Origin of the sequence: Lysinibacillus xylanilyticus, assembly GCF_001708185.1 — a bacterium.
Classification (GTDB): domain Bacteria; phylum Bacillota; class Bacilli; order Bacillales_A; family Planococcaceae; genus Lysinibacillus; species Lysinibacillus xylanilyticus_A.
The window spans coordinates 75,038-90,952 of the sequence record NZ_MDDN01000015.1 but is presented as its reverse complement, the minus strand read 5'-3'; the positions used below and the strand labels follow the sequence as shown (position 1 = coordinate 90,952).

At 33.2% G+C, this 15,915-nt stretch carries 16 protein-coding genes and 2 pseudogenes; 3 read left to right on the top strand and 15 right to left on the bottom strand.

What is annotated here, in order from left to right; translation table 11 throughout:
- Nucleotides 1–87: 87 nt before the first annotated feature.
- The 10 genes from tnpC to BFJ97_RS19550 form a co-directional block, all read right to left on the bottom strand.
- Nucleotides 88–1,704 (bottom strand): IS66 family transposase, encoded by a 1,617-nt coding sequence (gene tnpC / locus BFJ97_RS19595; protein WP_068984463.1) that lies wholly within the window; start codon nt 1,702–1,704, stop codon nt 88–90.
- 29 nt (nt 1,705–1,733) lie between these two features.
- Entirely contained in the window at nt 1,734–2,087 is a 354-nt protein-coding gene (tnpB, locus tag BFJ97_RS19590; protein WP_068984462.1) for an IS66 family insertion sequence element accessory protein TnpB, read from the bottom strand.
- Complete coding sequence (locus BFJ97_RS19585; protein WP_068984461.1) at nt 2,084–2,278, bottom strand: hypothetical protein; 195 nt, start codon at nt 2,276–2,278, stop codon at nt 2,084–2,086. Before BFJ97_RS19585 ends, tnpB begins: the two co-directional genes overlap by 4 nt.
- A gap of 83 nt (nt 2,279–2,361) precedes the next feature.
- Nucleotides 2,362–2,688: an SMI1/KNR4 family protein gene (locus BFJ97_RS19580; RefSeq protein ID WP_068986326.1), complete on the bottom strand. Its 327-nt coding sequence runs from the start codon at nt 2,686–2,688 to the stop codon at nt 2,362–2,364.
- A gap of 153 nt (nt 2,689–2,841) precedes the next feature.
- Nucleotides 2,842–3,708: a hypothetical protein gene (locus BFJ97_RS19575; protein ID WP_068986325.1), complete on the bottom strand. Its 867-nt coding sequence runs from the start codon at nt 3,706–3,708 to the stop codon at nt 2,842–2,844.
- A 452-nt stretch (nt 3,709–4,160) separates the two neighbouring features.
- Nucleotides 4,161–4,814, bottom strand: coding sequence for a hypothetical protein (locus BFJ97_RS19570; RefSeq protein WP_068986324.1), 654 nt, complete (start codon nt 4,812–4,814; stop codon nt 4,161–4,163).
- A gap of 610 nt (nt 4,815–5,424) precedes the next feature.
- The gene (locus tag BFJ97_RS19565; protein ID WP_068986323.1) at nt 5,425–5,784 is read right to left on the bottom strand and encodes a hypothetical protein; all 360 of its coding nucleotides are present in this window, start codon (nt 5,782–5,784) and stop codon (nt 5,425–5,427) included.
- Nucleotides 5,785–6,042: 258 nt separating this feature from the next.
- A complete protein-coding gene (locus BFJ97_RS19560) occupies nt 6,043–6,708 on the bottom strand; it encodes a hypothetical protein (RefSeq protein ID WP_068986322.1) in 666 nt (221 codons plus the stop codon).
- A 91-nt stretch (nt 6,709–6,799) separates the two neighbouring features.
- The gene (locus BFJ97_RS19555) at nt 6,800–7,633 is read right to left on the bottom strand and encodes a CPBP family intramembrane glutamic endopeptidase (protein WP_068986321.1); all 834 of its coding nucleotides are present in this window, start codon (nt 7,631–7,633) and stop codon (nt 6,800–6,802) included.
- 148 nt (nt 7,634–7,781) lie between these two features.
- The gene (locus BFJ97_RS19550; protein WP_068986320.1) at nt 7,782–8,576 is read right to left on the bottom strand and encodes a MerR family transcriptional regulator; all 795 of its coding nucleotides are present in this window, start codon (nt 8,574–8,576) and stop codon (nt 7,782–7,784) included.
- 492 nt (nt 8,577–9,068) lie between these two features.
- On the opposite strand from BFJ97_RS19550, the gene BFJ97_RS19545 reads away from it, so the two are divergent.
- Nucleotides 9,069–9,668 carry a hypothetical protein gene (locus BFJ97_RS19545; RefSeq protein WP_068986319.1) on the top strand — a complete coding sequence of 200 codons (600 nt, stop codon included), beginning with the start codon at nt 9,069–9,071 and terminating at the stop codon, nt 9,666–9,668.
- A gap of 486 nt (nt 9,669–10,154) precedes the next feature.
- The gene (locus BFJ97_RS19540) at nt 10,155–10,865 is read left to right on the top strand and encodes a hypothetical protein (protein WP_068986318.1); all 711 of its coding nucleotides are present in this window, start codon (nt 10,155–10,157) and stop codon (nt 10,863–10,865) included.
- A 431-nt stretch (nt 10,866–11,296) separates the two neighbouring features.
- Here the strand turns inward: BFJ97_RS19540 and BFJ97_RS19535 are convergent, their stop codons facing one another.
- The 3 genes and pseudogenes from BFJ97_RS19535 to BFJ97_RS19530 form a co-directional block, all read right to left on the bottom strand.
- The gene (locus tag BFJ97_RS19535; protein WP_068986317.1) at nt 11,297–12,019 is read right to left on the bottom strand and encodes an SDR family NAD(P)-dependent oxidoreductase; all 723 of its coding nucleotides are present in this window, start codon (nt 12,017–12,019) and stop codon (nt 11,297–11,299) included.
- 107 nt (nt 12,020–12,126) lie between these two features.
- Nucleotides 12,127–12,225: pseudogene (locus BFJ97_RS25735) on the bottom strand (DUF2087 domain-containing protein); the annotation flags it as partial.
- 31 nt (nt 12,226–12,256) lie between these two features.
- On the bottom strand, nt 12,257–13,303 hold the full coding sequence (locus BFJ97_RS19530) for an ankyrin repeat domain-containing protein (protein WP_068986316.1): 1,047 nt from the start codon (nt 13,301–13,303) through the stop codon (nt 12,257–12,259).
- Nucleotides 13,304–13,676: 373 nt separating this feature from the next.
- Between BFJ97_RS19530 and BFJ97_RS19525 the strand changes: the two genes are divergently transcribed.
- Nucleotides 13,677–14,189, top strand: a complete 513-nt coding sequence (locus BFJ97_RS19525) for a peroxiredoxin family protein (RefSeq protein WP_068986315.1) — start codon at nt 13,677–13,679, stop codon at nt 14,187–14,189.
- A 313-nt stretch (nt 14,190–14,502) separates the two neighbouring features.
- Here BFJ97_RS19525 and BFJ97_RS19520 read toward each other — a convergent pair whose 3' ends face one another.
- Nucleotides 14,503–15,354: a nucleotidyltransferase gene (locus BFJ97_RS19520; protein ID WP_068986314.1), complete on the bottom strand. Its 852-nt coding sequence runs from the start codon at nt 15,352–15,354 to the stop codon at nt 14,503–14,505.
- A gap of 246 nt (nt 15,355–15,600) precedes the next feature.
- Nucleotides 15,601–15,881, bottom strand: a pseudogene (locus BFJ97_RS24360) (type IA DNA topoisomerase); the annotation flags it as partial.
- Nucleotides 15,882–15,915 lie beyond the last annotated feature (34 nt).

Sequence of the window (15,915 nt, the reverse complement as noted above, 5' to 3'; positions counted from 1 at the left end):
GTAAGCCCGAAATATAAAAAAAATAAGCGCACCTTCTCGGTACGCACGACTAATGGCCATCTACCCTGAATTTTTTCGGATAGATGGCTATTTTGCACATGTGGCTTGGATTTTTTTCGACCAAGGCATGTAATTATTTAAAATCTCTGGCTGCTGATGAATCGGTAAATTTGGCAATTCTGTCATTAACGTCACTAGGTATTGATAGAAATCGATGCCGTTTGCTTTTGCCGTTTCAGCCAAACTTAAACAGATGGCATTCGCTTTAGCGCCTGCTTCACTAACAGAGAAAAGCCAGTTCTTACGACCAATCACATTTGGACGAATCGCATTTTCAGCCGGATTATTATCGATTTCAATTCGACCATCGAATAGAAAAGCCTTTAATCCGTGTACACGATTTAATGTGTATTCTGCAGCTTTTGCGAGCGCATTTTTCCCAAAGAAAGGCGATTCGTCTACCCATTTTAGAAACTTCTCTACAATCGGCTTTGAATGTTTTTGCCGTGATTTTCGGCGTTTACCTGGTGAAAGATGCTTGAATTGACGTTCTAGGTGAAACAGTTGATCACAGTAATCCACGCCAATTTGCCCGTTTTTGCTATCAGCTTTCAGCCAATAGCGTCGCACATGCGCCCAACAGTTGGCGAACGTGACATCAGGTAGATTCCCGTATGCAGAATAACCATCACAAATCACAGTTCCTTGAAAACCAGCTATAAAGTCTGCTAATACAGAACGGCTTCTCGATAAAGCGCTTTGGAAAAGAACGATGATCGGCCCTTGACTTGGCACACTTTGGGACACCCAATTATAGGCGTTCGATTGACCGGATTTTCCGTCTGAACGATTGATTATTTGCGCATAGGTTTCATCCACATGTAGAACAGATTTTGCTGTTAATATCTGCTTCATCTGTTCATAAACCGGTAGAAGCCAATCTTCAGCTACACGGATCACCCAGTTTGATAAGTTCTTATCATTCGTAAGCAGGCCATATCGTTCCCACTCCTTTACCTGACGGTAAAGAGGTAAGTATTGGACGAACTTATTATAGATGAGTTTTGCTAGAACGGTAGGCCCCGCAATGCTTCGCTGAATGGCAGCTTGTGGGGCTTTCCCACGTTTCATTTGTGCTTTTTGTGTGGCATCCATTTTACAGTGCTTGCACTCGTAGGCATGTTCAATATGCTGGATGCGCATCATTTTTGCCGGAATGAATTTTGCTTCTTCACGCGCAATAGTTGTACCGGCTTCGGTCATTTGGCCAAGGCAACAGTCGCATTGTGTATTGGTGGGGTGATGATGAATTTCTTCTATTTCAATCCCTTCATGAAAAGAATCATTCCGTTTTTTCTTATGTAGTTTACGGTTAACAGTGTAAGTAATCGTCGCTGTGCTTTGTTCTTCTGTGTGCTCAGATTCGTTAAAAGACGCATCGTCATCGAATAAAGAAGCTTGTCCGTCTGGTGCTTGATACTTTGATTTTTCCGATTTTGAACCGTATAAAGCCTTGGTTAATTGGCGAACTTGTTCTGTTAGCACTTCGATTTGTTTCAATGATTGATCCAACTTCTTTGTCAGTTCATTATTTTGCTGATTTGAATGAGCCAATTGTTGCTCAAGTAATTGAATGAATCGTTCATTTTGGTCAGAAGATACGTTACCCACTGTATTCACCACATTTCGTTCAGTATAAGTCATGGATGATTATACCACTTTGGTGAAAAGATTTAAAAGACACCTTTTGCAGATTTCATAATCGCTTTTGGTTGCTGAAGCGATAAACCTTCTAAAAGCCAGCGAAGTTCCTTTTGTGAAAGGTTACGTACTTCCTTTTCATCTTTTGGCCATTGCAGTTTGCCATTATCTAATCGTTTATAAAGTATGGCGAAGCCATCTCCATCAAAATACAAACATTTATAACGGTCTTTACTCGTTCCAGAAAATAAGAAGATGGAATCACTATATGGATCGAGTTTAAAAGAATCCTGAATGAGTGCTGCGAGACCGTCGATACCTTTACGCATATCGGTCTTACCGCAAATAATGTAGATGTTCTGCACGCTCGTAAAATCTTGCTTCATTGATTATTCAACTCCTTCAGGATCGTTTGGATGATGTGCTCATCTACGCCATTAAAGAAGGAAATTTCAGCACTAGTTGTTTTAATGATGCAGCTCGGCTCAGGAGAGTTTTGTGGTGAAGTTGTTGATGAAGAGTTGTCAGTGATCGGATCTAGTGTCACAGGGACAATTGTTAGTTTGGTAGTTGACATAAAGAAGCACCTCCTCTAATTTTGATACATATCAATCGTACCGGAGGTGCCTGGCTATTTATATGCGTTATTTGATTACGGGCTTACGGATTACCTGAACCATCATCAGAAAAAATTAAGCTTTTGTTAATTTCAGGAGAAAACTCATCTCTTTCAAATGATTCTCTGCACCAATTCGTCAAATTAATAATAGTTTCATTACCCATTGATGACCCATTAGAAAATGCATGAATTGCTATTCCTGCATAAGAGCCTCCAAATCGCTTAATAAATTCTTTATAATCATCATCTAGCTTTATTTGAAGTTCTTCCTCCGCTTTCGCAATCTCATTAAGCGTAGCAGGTACTCCTTTTAATTCAGGATGTTTTTGGAGAAAACATTCTATTCTTTTCATCAGTTCTTCTTTCATTTTTCCTTAACCCCTTTTTATTTACCCCCTACAAAGCATTCCTGATATTCTCCACCGCTTCTCTCGCTTTTGCTCCAACTAAACCTTCATATACATTTTTTATTTTGCAATAAACAACTAGGAGCGAAGTATTCATGCACTTCTAATGATTCGTTAGATTAAAGGGCGATATACATCTTTCCAGTAAGGAATCATCTCTTCTGAAAAAATATAAATGAAATCATTAGAAGATAGGTTTCCTAAATTATCTAATGCAATTCCAAACTTGAAATATATTTTATAGTTTCTGTTTATAAAATACTCTTCATTTTTTAAACTATTCAATTTAGATCCGAGCTCTGATACCAATTTATGATCAATAAAAACTTCCTCTTTACAATTTAAAGCTAGTTGAATTAACTGTCCTTTTTCATTATACATCGCTTGACTATTCGTCCTGTTTTCTGTAGTTATCCCTCTTTTATTATTCTTGCTTATTTTCAAAGGAATTCCCCATATTTTTTCAATTTCACTCGGTTGCATGCCGAATGTCAATAATCCTACAGATTGATACGGAGTAATTTTATATTTTAAGTTTATTAGCTGATTTTCAATACTTCTGAATGGAAAACCTGATTTTATATCTTTCTCGTATATATTTTTTTGATTATCTGAATAAATTGTTAATTGAATTCCGTCATCAGGAAAATCTAAACCGTAAATCGACATGTTGTACTGAGGAAATATATAACATCCATCAACAAAATACGGATCTTCTTTGAATAAGAATTGCTTTGATTCATTCATTAAATCAATTTTTTGTTTATTCAAGAAAATAATCTTTGGATTGTTCACAGAAATACTTACTAAAACATCATCAACAAAATGAAAAACATAATCATCTTGATATTGAAAAAATTCTTTTCCATTGACATTTTTCTTATCCAATTCACCTATGATACTGTTTAAGTCTGAAGATGTCATAGATAGCTTTATTTCGTTTATCCCGATTTTAGGTAATATTTTCAACTCTCTTCTCATAACTTCTACCTCATCTACAATTTGTTTTCTAGAAAATCTTTTTGTTCCCCATAGGTTATATATCCATTGTCTCCTGCGTATTCCAACACTTCTCTTATTCTATCGCAATTCAAAGACCAAAAATATCCATTTTTATCACTTTCTCAAAATAACGAATCAACCAACTATTCGAATCTTCAACATAAGCATAAAGCAAGCGTAGGATTTCCACCCGCTAGTCCAATCGATTCGGGTTATCTATACTTACTCTCCGAATGATGGTGTGGTGTTCACGAAATACATGAATTAAAACCAGTTCCATTTCTAACAAAAAACATGTAGAAAAGAAAGTTTATTCTTCACTACATGGAGTTTTGGAATCAGATCCTACCGCATCCGCTAATTACAATTCCTTACACTCTAATCTTAATTCCCTATTTTCGTTTCGCATTACCTGTCTCTGATTTCACTGTTTATTTTTTTGATTTTCTAGAGGTATACAATAGATCTTCAACAACTTTTAGATTTTTTTTCAATTGTTTCGAGTAAATACGTACATCTCCATTTTCATACTCAAATCTAAATGTCCTTGTGGATAAAATTCTTATTTTTTCTTCAAAGAAACCATCTCTAATAATAGTATGAGCAGTCAAATTGTCATTATAAGAATATCTGTCAACCATAAACGTTTCTTTGTTCCTATCATCGTCCCTTTTGTAGAACAATATTTTTTCTATCACTGATCCTTCATATATTATACAATGTACTTGGCTTAAAACCATTTCACCAGCCCTATTACTACTAAATCTAAGACAGATTTTCTTTTCAGTTTCATTTATTATGAAAGAACTCCCCCACCCCTTATTTTCAGCGTTATAAGAAAAATACAGTTCATTGTTTTTCAACTTATTCACAATAATTCCTTCCTTAGATTTCGGTTCCTTTTTATAAATTTTTGGTTTTGGTAATTGATCTAATTCATATTGATATGGGTGTATTTCTAGATAAGAATTGCTCCAAATAATCGTTTCATTTTCAACGTCTTCAACTTGTTGATGCAACATATTATATGAAGAACTGTATTCCTCATATATTTTTACAATCATCTCGTACTCTTTTTCTATCATCTTATACACTCCCCTAATTCTTTAGTTATTTTGTTTCCCAAGTCCGTCCTTTATTTAGCTCCTTCTTTATTTCTCTTCAGTTCATTCTCAAACTTTTCTTTATTATCTAATCTATCGAATAGCTAGTATTTGCACTCTTTTCTATGTAGATCATCATGTTGATGAGAAGTATCTGCCCCAACTATTACTTTATCATTATTCTCGTGTCAGTAACCAAATCCCATTATATTTTCCATCTGAATCAATTCCATGTGCCTTGAATTTGTGCAACAAGTGAATTCATTCTCGGGTCTCTAGTTCCTGTCATGAACTTCAGGATAAAAATGATGATATGGTTCTGTTTCTTGATAATAATCCATTACTTATTAAAATCATCTGCTAGTTCGTAAATGTTAATAATGTTAACATTTTCGCTCTTACAATAAACGCAATCTCCTTATTCAACAAAAGACCTAATTTTCGAAATTTAATACTCATAGCTAAAACAAAATAATAGAAAATTGGCTCGTTATGATATGAAAAGTCATGGCGAGTCTATTTTCTATTTGTACATGGGCATCGTTTTTACTTTTCTAAACGGACGTCTACTTTTTTGAGAATGGTCCAGTCCTTAATACCATCTTCTGCAGGAATATTGCTCATAAAAATTATCAACATTTTCCTGACTTAGTATTTTCATATCATCAAAAAGACAATCAAGAATATCTTCAGCAATCTCTGCGTCTTCTGCACAACCTGTATTTTTTGCCAGAAGTTCTACCGCTACTTTTATTATATACCCTCTGTCTGCTTCAGACAGAGTACTATCATTATATACTTGAATTATTAATTTTTTCATTTGTTCTTTAGTCTTTTTGTTTTCAATGTAATCTTCCTCTTCAGTTTTGAATTGCTCATTGTAGTAGTTTTTGTAGTAGTTCTTTAAAGAATCTCTAATTTTGTCGATTTCACTACCGTAATCTATTTTCATAATTTAACGACACCTTCCCTTTTTATGAATAGCATAGGCACTTATAGGTATTTCACCTTGTATGAGAACCTTAGCATCTTTCGCTACATACCTATTGGCTGGATTTCCAAAAGCTTCATTTTAACAAACTTCGTAATTCCTCATATTCACCAAACCAAAATTTTAGTGCATCTTGATTTATACCGTCTCTCCCCTTCCACCAATCAACGGGATATAACCAATCTGAGCTATGTCTAGATCTTGGGGCTAAACCAAGGTTTATGAATTGATGTAAAAAACCTTTATGCTCTTCTGCTCTAAAATACTACAGAAACCAAGCGTCTCCAGTAATGCTTTTCTTTGTTCTGCATTTGTTTTAAATCCTTCAATTTTTCCAATCTTTTTTTGAACTTTAGATGGCGTATCATTACTTTCAGCATTTCTAACAATTTCAACTATAGATTGAAAAATATCAAAATCTTTTTTTGTCGGCTTTACATGCGGAAGTTTATTGTGCTGTTGAAGTATAAAAGCCAAATGATATATTCTTCCGCTGATAATTCCGCCTATATTAAATCGAATACTATTAATAAACGAAAAATCCACTAACTCATACGGTTTACTTGAACAAATAATACAATTTACTCCATTAGATTCGATGAAATGTTTTGGAAACATCCTTAAAATGTTATATGCAGACAATCCAATTCTCCAATCTAAACGACCGGAACTTAAACTTGATAGAAATAAATCTGTCATATTCTTCTTTTTACACTTATTTAACTCTTGCAAAGCAATCTCTATTGTTTCATCATGTGTTTGTGTAATACTGTCAAACATATAACCTGCATCCTTAGCAAATTCAAAATCTTCCTTTGCAGTTCTATCAGGATTAAGTAAATCGTACTCCAATAAAATTTTTAAAGCCTTTTTATTCAATTCCATTTAGATTCCTACTTTCTATCCTTTACACTTAAATTCTTTATATGATAATTCATCTAATGTAGGTATTCCACTACCCCCATCTACTGCACATTTAATAACAATTGATATCTCCATGAATAACGGTGATTTCTTCCTTTCCATACAATACGCTCTTTGGGTTTATCACGATGAGTAAAACTGCCACTACTAAATAAAGAATTGCGTTATACATGATTAAATCGAGTAAGTTTCCATTAATTAAGCCAATATAAAAATTAAAGAATTGGTGGATGATGATTGGGACGATTAAATTTTGATTTAAGTTATAAAATGCTGTCATGACGATCTTAGTAGACATGATTGCAATCATAAAGAATAGAATATATTTGATTAAATCACTGCCTACAAGCCCTGTAGTAAACCATATAGGTAGATGCCACATCCCCCACCAAAATCCTATGATGATCGAAGCTATTAATGGCGAATGCTTTTTTTGGAGCTCCATTTGAGCGAAACCTCTCCACCCTAATTCTTCTCCTAATGGTCCAGAAAGAAGGTTTTTAAAAAAGAAATAAACCAACATTCCCCATGAAGAAATAGTAAAAATAGCGTCTACTTCACTATTTTTCGATACGAGAAATAAAATCATCAAAAATATGGATGCTTGAATCATAATTGCAGTAAGAATCACTGAAAATTTTAGTTTATTGTTGAACTTATCTTTTACAAATTGGATAAAACTTTGCCCAGGATAAATTTTTTTAAATAGTATTGCAAAAGCAAAGGTTGAGGACCAAGCTGATATGCAAAACATTACATCCATAACCCATGCAGGAAATCCTAACATGCTGATGATCCCTATTAGACAAAAAAGTGGCAAAAAAATGAGATTGGTAAGTAGAATAAAACTTGCTATTGGTTTTTTTAATATCTTTTTACTTTTCATGCATATTCCCCGCTTCAAACTAAGTATTTCGTAAATATACGCGCATATTTACCAATATCTTCAGCTTAAACCTAGGAGTTACTCACAGGTCAATACTGCCTGTATTACTTTATCCCGTAGTAACGAGCACTAAAATCCAATTTCCGTTTCACTTGATAGGTGCATAAATTTCTAAAAATACACGTTCAAGTCCATCTTCGTAAGTGGTAAGTAGTTGATTAATATATACTAGCCCCAAAAGCTCATACCCTTTGTCTTTTGCTTCTTTTCTTAAACTAGCTTCCACGTTATGGTCAATACTTTTTCCACCAGTTGCCCATCTTCCATCTTCAATAACGGTATAAATACATTTTGGATGAGATCGAATTTCTCCTCCTATTTCTTTATCTAAGTCGTCTACTTTTCTTACGACGAAAAACTGATCGTCTATAATACCTTCTTTATTGAAACTTATGACTCTTCTTAAAGATGTTAGTGTTACTGCTTTTTTTAAGTTTTCTACATTCTTTTTTAGCGTTTCATATTCATCAAACGCAGTAAAATGTTCTATTTCTCCTTTTATTTCTAAAGGCTTCATTTCTTTTACTATGTATTCGCCTAAGAATTGTTTAACTTTTTCACAATCCTCTTTTACTGTCTGGAGCTTTTTTAAAAGCAGCTTTTTATATTCTATCTCCTCTAAAACCTCTTGTTCTTTCTCTTCTAGCAATGATTTTATTCCCTCTATACTCTTACTTTTTCTTAATTCTTGAATTTTTTTAATTTCAATATCAACTTCTCGATAGAAATTTACTGTTGTTATATCGTAAATATCGAAATGATTATATTTTCTATACCCATTCTCCATATTTTGCTTAGGCTTTACTAATTTCTTTTCTTCATAAAATTTCAAGGTATCTCTAGAGACTCCTAAAAATTTAGCTACTTGTCCTATGGTATACATGTTACTCTCCTTTAACATTGCTATAATCTTTATGATATTTAAAGTAACACTTGAAAAGCAGTGCCATGTAATAGTGGACGCTGTGAACTTTAACTGCGAACAGAAAACATTACAAAGATTAGGATATAAACGAAACATAATTCATTGTCTTTATAACCATATAATACCATTACTTATTAATAAATTAAAAATGCAGGATATAAAAAATGATGACTGTTCGTATTAATGAGGATTTTGTAACGAAGCATTTTCCTGAATAAAGAAACGCGGGCATATGTAAGCCGCCCTCTTATAAAGTTTATTCATGTAGAAATTTAGATGTCCCCATCCTACCGGGTCTCTCCGACAGTGCAGTAGGGAGCAAAGACCTCCGGATTATCGTCTCGCCATGCTCAAAGAGTCTGTTTTATTACACTGTTGACATTGATACTGCAAATACCTGGAAATTCAATTGCTAAATCGATATACTTTGAAAGAGAGGGGGAGAAAAAGATGAATAAGTGGTTAAAAGGTTGGACCATATTCATTTTTTCAATTGGAGGAATAGCGATATTACTAATATTCGGAACTGTCTTATTAATTTTTAATTTTAGGGCATCGTTAATACCAGATGAAAAAGAAGAAGCAAAGGTACTTTCACAAGCCGAACAATACTTACAAGAGAAATATCCAACCATGGAATACGAAATCTCCGGTGTCGAGTACGATACAGAGTCGCAACACGATAAATTTGATTATGCTGCAGTGATTTTAAATACAAAAACACAATATACGTTCATGGTTTATGAAAATAGACATACGAACCAAATGGAAGATGATCTAGCATTTCAAGAGTTATCAACATTCATAGAACAAGTAAAACCGAAAGTTTATAGTTATATAACTGAAACATTCGGAGAACCACAAGGTATGGCATTTACGCCTTCAATCGATCCCCCCTCTTCGCTTACTATAAAATTAAATAACAAAAAAGAAGAGGTAAACGAAGAAATGTTTGAATCTTTTATTGATTATCTTCAGCATGAATTAATAGTCGAACACGCACATGTAACTATTATGTATGAAAATGAACATTGGGATAAAGAGTTTTAATAAAGCATGAGGATACATTTTTCTCATGCTTTATTTTGATAGCCTCATAAATGGGATAAGAATGGTAAGTAAAATCCATAAAGAGGTGTCATAATAATTGCTGGACTCCGGGAAGCATCATTTGTTAAACACAAGCTCAAAATTTCTATTTGTATAATCAATCACCAAACGCCCTTCTTTAGCAAGATCACTGCCAAACACCACCTAGATTAAAAAAAGTAGCAAGATTTGTCAACATCTCTCTCATGTTGTCTAAGCTGATGGATTGATTCTCATTCAGATAAACAATTAAACTTTCGATGCTGTCTAATTCTCTTTCTTTAACATCACCCAAGCCACCAAAGAAGATATTTATAGGTATCCAATACACTTAGACGTACAAAAGAATTACCTTTCTCTAAAAAATAGGAATAATCACCTGCATAAAATTAATTTTATCGGAAAATTTATGATATAATTGTCAGAAACGGATAAAGGAGGATTTTTTTGAAAAGAAATTTTTTGTATCTTTTTATGATTAGCACAATTTTATCAGTCATTTTTAGCGGTGTAAAACCACAAGAAACAAAAGCAGAAACTATAGCAAATCTTGACCCCGAAAATCTTGTTAAAGAAGAAACAACTTCAGAGAGTAACCTACGCTTAGTTACGTACTTAAATAAGATGTTTAGCGATAACAAAGTGCTAATAAAACCTTCTTCTATAAACCGCAATGCTCACATTAGGAAACTAGAAAAAAACATTTACAAACTTTCTGAAGCCAAGAAAATCGTTGATGGTCTAATAGAAATGCAAGATAAGATAAGACTTGGAGAAACCTACTATTTCACAAAGGCAGAAATAATTAAAATCTTATCTCCTGGATTCACACCTGAATATATTGATAAGTACATTAAAGAAGATATGATGTTTCTGGAAGATAACAACAAATATATATTTAAAGGCACTGATAATATAACAGCAAATCCAAACACAATCTTTATAGATTCCTGGGAAGAAAATCAATACGTTAAAAAACCTACTGTAACTTATAGCAAAAAGGATGGTAAAGAGTATCTACTTATCTCTCAATATAGGAAACCTTATGAAAGTATGGTATCTTCGCACAATGGATTTTACAGCGACCTGTATTTGATAAAAGAAAATTCAACATCTGATTGGAAAGCATATGATATGAAACACCCAAAAACAAAATAAATCCGAATAGAAAGTGAACTTCTGGTTCACTTTCTATTTTTGATTTCTCTAAGTTATTTCCCTCTTCAATCACCCCAATCATTAGACATCAAGAAATCCTATTTTCAAGAAAACATCCATCGAAAAAGAAAAGACCCACTTAAAAAACATATTTATAGATATCTAATGCCTGAAGCTTTAAATGCTTAGTCGATCATCAAACATTAATGGGATTTGAAAACCAAACAGATCTTCAATAATTCCGTATGCTTTTCTCGAACTCATTTTCAATCAATTGAGTTGAGTTTGCACGTTGAATGAATCTAAAATGGGATTATAAATACTAATGATATGTAAAGTTCAAAGGAAATAATTGTAAAATAAGCATCATTTTAAACGGCCCACACGTTGAACAAAATCATTCAACATATGAGACGTTTTTTTATACTGAATTATACATTCATATCTGTAATAGCAGGAATATTTATTTCCTTGACACATGAAACTGGTGATAGATTAATCACACATTGGACAATGGCTACAATATCTTGTACAGGAATACGTGTACCTTCATACAACTTAATTGCTTTTTCAGCCCCTTCTTCAAAAGGTACTTCAGCAGCAAGTTCTCCTGGATTAATACACGTTACAGAGATCTTATCTTTTCTCACATGCTCGCGTAAAGCATTTGTAATGCCTCGTAAGCCAAATTTAGATGTCACAAACGAAACTTGCGCATTATTCGTATGATCTAAACCTGCTGTCGATCCTATTAAAATTATTTTCCCATTCTCCGCCTGTCTTAAATTAGATAAAAGCGCCTGAATATATGTAATTGTGGAAGTTAAATTAATATTAATTAAGTTTGCAATATCCCCAACTTCATCGTTATCAAACGTATAGTCATCTTCAAAACCACGCTTTTCCCATACTCCAACATTGTAAATTAATACATCAATAGCAACGCCTTTTAAAGCTTCTTTTAAAGCAGGAATATGTTGTTGACTAGATAAATCAATAGTCAGCCATTTACGATTTACGCCATCATTTATATCTAAACTACTTGGTCGAGTACGTGACACCACCCATACTGTATCCCCTTCAATTGGTAAACCCTTTACGAATGCATCACCTAATCCTTGGCTTGCTCCAAATATAATAAAGTTCTTACTCATCCCATCACCCTTTCTATGTAATTACAACGTAAGTATAGTTAATATAAAAATTAGTAACAACTAAAGTGATTTCTAGGAATATTTGGGTAATAAAAATTATCTATGTTTTAAACCTCTTTCACCCAATAGGTTGTACAATCATCGCTACGATTTAGAAAGCCATACTCAATTAAGTATCTTCTAATTGAAGCTGTATCTTTGCCTTTATTATGAAATCGTCTTCGTACATCCCCGCTATTATTTTCCTATAAAATGTAAAAAATCTTTATTTTCACAAGTTTCCGCTAAATCTAAAATTGTTTTTCCTTCATGATCTTTAGCATAAATGTCCGCTCCGTATTTTAATAGCATTTCAACAGCAGCAGTATTTCTAGCCTTAATTGCCCTGTGCAGCGCTGTTTGTTTATACTGATTCCTACATTCAATATTAGCTCCACGATCCAAAAGGAATTTAATTCCGATAACGTTATTAGTATCCGCAAAATTGTGCAGTGGAGGGAATGGCTTCCTTTCCTTGTCCATGTCGCAGCCTAATTTTAAAATGTCTTCTAGTAGAACTACATCTTGACAATGAAGAGCGATCCCAAAACCTTTCTTTTTTACCTCCTTCTCATAAATATCTGGATATTCCGAATGTATATAATTAACAATATCGCTTGAATATTTAAAAGCAATTTCAAGAGGTGTTTGTGCGAGAGCTCGTTTACCTACGTTTGCGCCTCTTTCGGCTAATAATCGAAATGCCTCAACATTATTGTGCATACTGCAAAACTGTAATGGAGTGCCCCGAGATTCCAAGATCTTATCCAAATCAGATTTTTTTGCACGGATAACTAACTCTCTAATTCGGTCCAAATCATTCATATAACACGCAAAGACTAATGTATTTTTAATTTTTTCCGCCCGTAACGATCTCTGCAAAACTTCTTTTCTTTCCCCCTCCATGGGTTCCAAACCGTACCTTTGATAATTAAGTAACTCAAAAACATCCATATCAAGGAGTTCCGGGTTCATATCTTTCACCAAGCAATGCTCAGCTAATGTACCCGCATCTACTTTGATACAAAGAATTCCCTGTCCCTGCATAAAACTCTTAATCTCGCTGACATACTTATTAAAAAGTCCAATCGTAATGTCACTATCATATGATGCTTCATTATTAACAATAGTAAAATATCCGCTCGTAAATAAATTCTTAGTCCCTAATATTAAATAGGTATACGTTCTTCCCCTTAGTACTGACTCATTAATAATTGCATTTATTAAATCTTCAAGGTTTTTCATATATTCATGCCTCCCTACCTTTTCTCTAGTGCAAGTGGCGATTCCATCATAGATATTAATAATAATAAAAATGGATTTTTCACACTTAATTTTAGGAAAAGGAAAAGTATATTATTCTTACATACTCAGCATATTAGATCAAAATCCCATTTTAGTCTATTTAGCTAAAAAGCGCGAGAAATCAATTAGATAGCTCGTACAATCAAAATAAAGGACGAATTATTGAAGAAGATATACCGACAAAGATGACTCGAAATTTTAGCTACTATCATGAATATAGAAGGTATTTGTATTTTTTTATTTTACATAGCAAATTCAAAACAGGAAATACTATAAAGGAGGAATAGAATTTTCAATTTTAAGGAGGATACGCATGTCTATATTTAATTTGGGTGATAAAGTACCCGATTTCACTCTTCCAGCAGTTAATGGAGAAAAATTCTCTTTAGAATCTCATCAAAATCAGCATAGAAGTTGGCATCTCATTATCTTTTTCAGAGGATCGTGGTGCCCTGTTTGTCTTCATGAATTAAAAGAGCTTGAAGAAAATAAAAGTTATTTTGAAGGCAAGAATGTACATCTAATTACCCTCTCGACAGATCGATTGGAAAATTTAAAGAAAATGGTTGATGAGCACAATCTTACTTTTACTGTTTTGGCTGATGAAGAGTTAAAAACATTAAAAGCATATGATGTTTTTTATCATGGAGAAGATGCACCCTATGAGGATCATGGTAAGCATGGAGAGCCGGCTTATTTCCTAGTTGATGAAAATGGACAACTGTTATATCAACAAAAACAAACTAGTCCATTTGGACGCCCATCATCTACAGAACTTCGCAAGATTGTCCAATATATTGGAAAAAATTTAAAAACAAATCCATAAATAAAAATATTTTATTGTTCCTAATTGTTGAGCAACATACGAAGAAAATGATCAATCTCGAATAGTTTTTTTATCGTAAAATTTGAGTTTAAAGAAGTATTTTGATCAAACTTTATTTGTATTATACGATTGACCTAAAATCTAAAAATGCTTAAAAATAAAAGGTAATCCCATATGAGATATGACTAAAATATGATTACCTTTTTCTGTTTGTGGAATCAATTCCGTCTGTTATAATGTGGATAATGTAGGCTAAAATAACAAAGCTAATTCCATTTTTAGCTACATATACAGAATTCGATTTCGCAAGTTATTAATTAGATGATAGTTTCATATTTAATTCTCTATTAGGGTTATAGAACTGTAGCCATTTATCAGCTTCACTAACCATCCACGTTCCAAATTCATTTAAAAACGATAACAATAAGTTTGTATCTATTATGGGTATAATTGCATATTCAAGTGCTTTTCTCATGTCGTTTTCCTTTTCAGGGAAATATTTCGAAAACAATTTATAAGCAGGGTATAAATCCCTTGTATATATGTTTTCTTTGGTTATGACAAGTGCAAGTCCAGCCCTTACTATAATTTTCATAATCCACTTGCAACAATCTTTAATATCTTCTATATCAAAATTATCTTGAAGATCTTCATTGGCATTTTTAATTTGACCTTGTAAATGAATAAGGTGGTCATTTGCTAGAGCTTCGTCAGCTCTAAATCTTGGTAATTGAGGTATCAAGTCTTCTCCAAACACACATATTCCATGGGTTTTAAGTATGAAACTAATTATTGAAAAAGATGACGTATTTAAAATATCCTCTACGCAGTAAAAACTTAGTTCAATACCATCTACACAAGTATGTTTTTGATTTAATTCTTGTTCAACTTCTTTTAACCGCTTTACCTGCAGTTTATTAGGGTTTTGCTTCGTAACCGCTATTGTGTCTAAATCAGCTACTCCTTCAATACCTATCCCTTTTGGAATGGAACCTCTTATGTATACACTATGTAAGTCATCTTGAAGATGAGTGGAATACGTATTAATTACATCGTATATCACAGGAAGAAAAATTGGGTTGATTTTATTCCAATCTGAATGGTTAATAATGTAGCCATCTCTATCAGTAACACATAAGCTTCCAATTTCTCTAATAGTAGTCATCACATATCTCCTTTTAAAGATTTATAGTAACTTAGTCTACCTACTATACTACGCCTGCGGGATTTGTCCCATGACGAATAAAAACAATTAATGATATTATATCTAATAGTAAATTTTTTGAATATCTGAACATTATATCTATTTCGTATAAAAATAGGATAGCATGTTCTATAGTGAACACGCTATCCTATTTCATTTCGGAAGTTTAGGGTAGTAGAGAATTAATGTAAAAACCATATTTAATTTTTATTCCCTCTTTTCAGCAAACTCCATCTTCCATTTAAAATATTCGTTATCTAGATTTTTTTCATATTTTAAATGGTCATCGAATTTAGAGCCTTTTTTACTCGTTAAGCCTTTTACCAACACCGTTCCGTCTGCTAGCAATTTCTTAACCATAGTTTTGGTTGGCTTCTACTTCATAGTGGCTAAAAATTATCGTTTTTCCAGATAACAAATTTTCAGCCCTTTTTCCAGTTGCTGCAGCTGAATACTTTTTGTCCTTCGATCACGCCATGACCACATAAAAATCTAATCGGTATGAATTCTAATTTAGAGAAA

Excerpts from the sequence above, each read along its gene's own strand:
- BFJ97_RS19580 (WP_068986326.1), bottom strand. The coding sequence starts at position 2,688 with ATGAAAGAAGAACTGATGAAAAGAATAGAATGTTTTCTCCAAAAACAT.
- tnpB (WP_068984462.1), bottom strand. The coding sequence starts at position 2,087 with ATGAAGCAAGATTTTACGAGCGTGCAGAACATCTACATTATTTGCGGT.
- BFJ97_RS19545 (WP_068986319.1), top strand. The coding sequence starts at position 9,069 with ATGAATAAGTGGTTAAAAGGTTGGACCATATTCATTTTTTCAATTGGA.
- BFJ97_RS19575 (WP_068986325.1), bottom strand. The coding sequence starts at position 3,708 with ATGAGAAGAGAGTTGAAAATATTACCTAAAATCGGGATAAACGAAATA.
- BFJ97_RS19585 (WP_068984461.1), bottom strand. The coding sequence starts at position 2,278 with ATGTCAACTACCAAACTAACAATTGTCCCTGTGACACTAGATCCGATC.
- BFJ97_RS19525 (WP_068986315.1), top strand. The coding sequence starts at position 13,677 with ATGTCTATATTTAATTTGGGTGATAAAGTACCCGATTTCACTCTTCCA.
- BFJ97_RS19535 (WP_068986317.1), bottom strand. The coding sequence starts at position 12,019 with ATGAGTAAGAACTTTATTATATTTGGAGCAAGCCAAGGATTAGGTGAT.
- BFJ97_RS19560 (WP_068986322.1), bottom strand. The coding sequence starts at position 6,708 with ATGGAATTGAATAAAAAGGCTTTAAAAATTTTATTGGAGTACGATTTA.
- BFJ97_RS19550 (WP_068986320.1), bottom strand. The coding sequence starts at position 8,576 with ATGTATACCATAGGACAAGTAGCTAAATTTTTAGGAGTCTCTAGAGAT.
- BFJ97_RS19555 (WP_068986321.1), bottom strand. The coding sequence starts at position 7,633 with ATGAAAAGTAAAAAGATATTAAAAAAACCAATAGCAAGTTTTATTCTA.
- BFJ97_RS19565 (WP_068986323.1), bottom strand. The coding sequence starts at position 5,784 with ATGAAAATAGATTACGGTAGTGAAATCGACAAAATTAGAGATTCTTTA.
- tnpC (WP_068984463.1), bottom strand. The coding sequence starts at position 1,704 with ATGACTTATACTGAACGAAATGTGGTGAATACAGTGGGTAACGTATCT.
- BFJ97_RS19570 (WP_068986324.1), bottom strand. The coding sequence starts at position 4,814 with ATGATAGAAAAAGAGTACGAGATGATTGTAAAAATATATGAGGAATAC.
- BFJ97_RS19530 (WP_068986316.1), bottom strand. The coding sequence starts at position 13,303 with ATGAAAAACCTTGAAGATTTAATAAATGCAATTATTAATGAGTCAGTA.
- BFJ97_RS19520 (WP_068986314.1), bottom strand. The coding sequence starts at position 15,354 with ATGACTACTATTAGAGAAATTGGAAGCTTATGTGTTACTGATAGAGAT.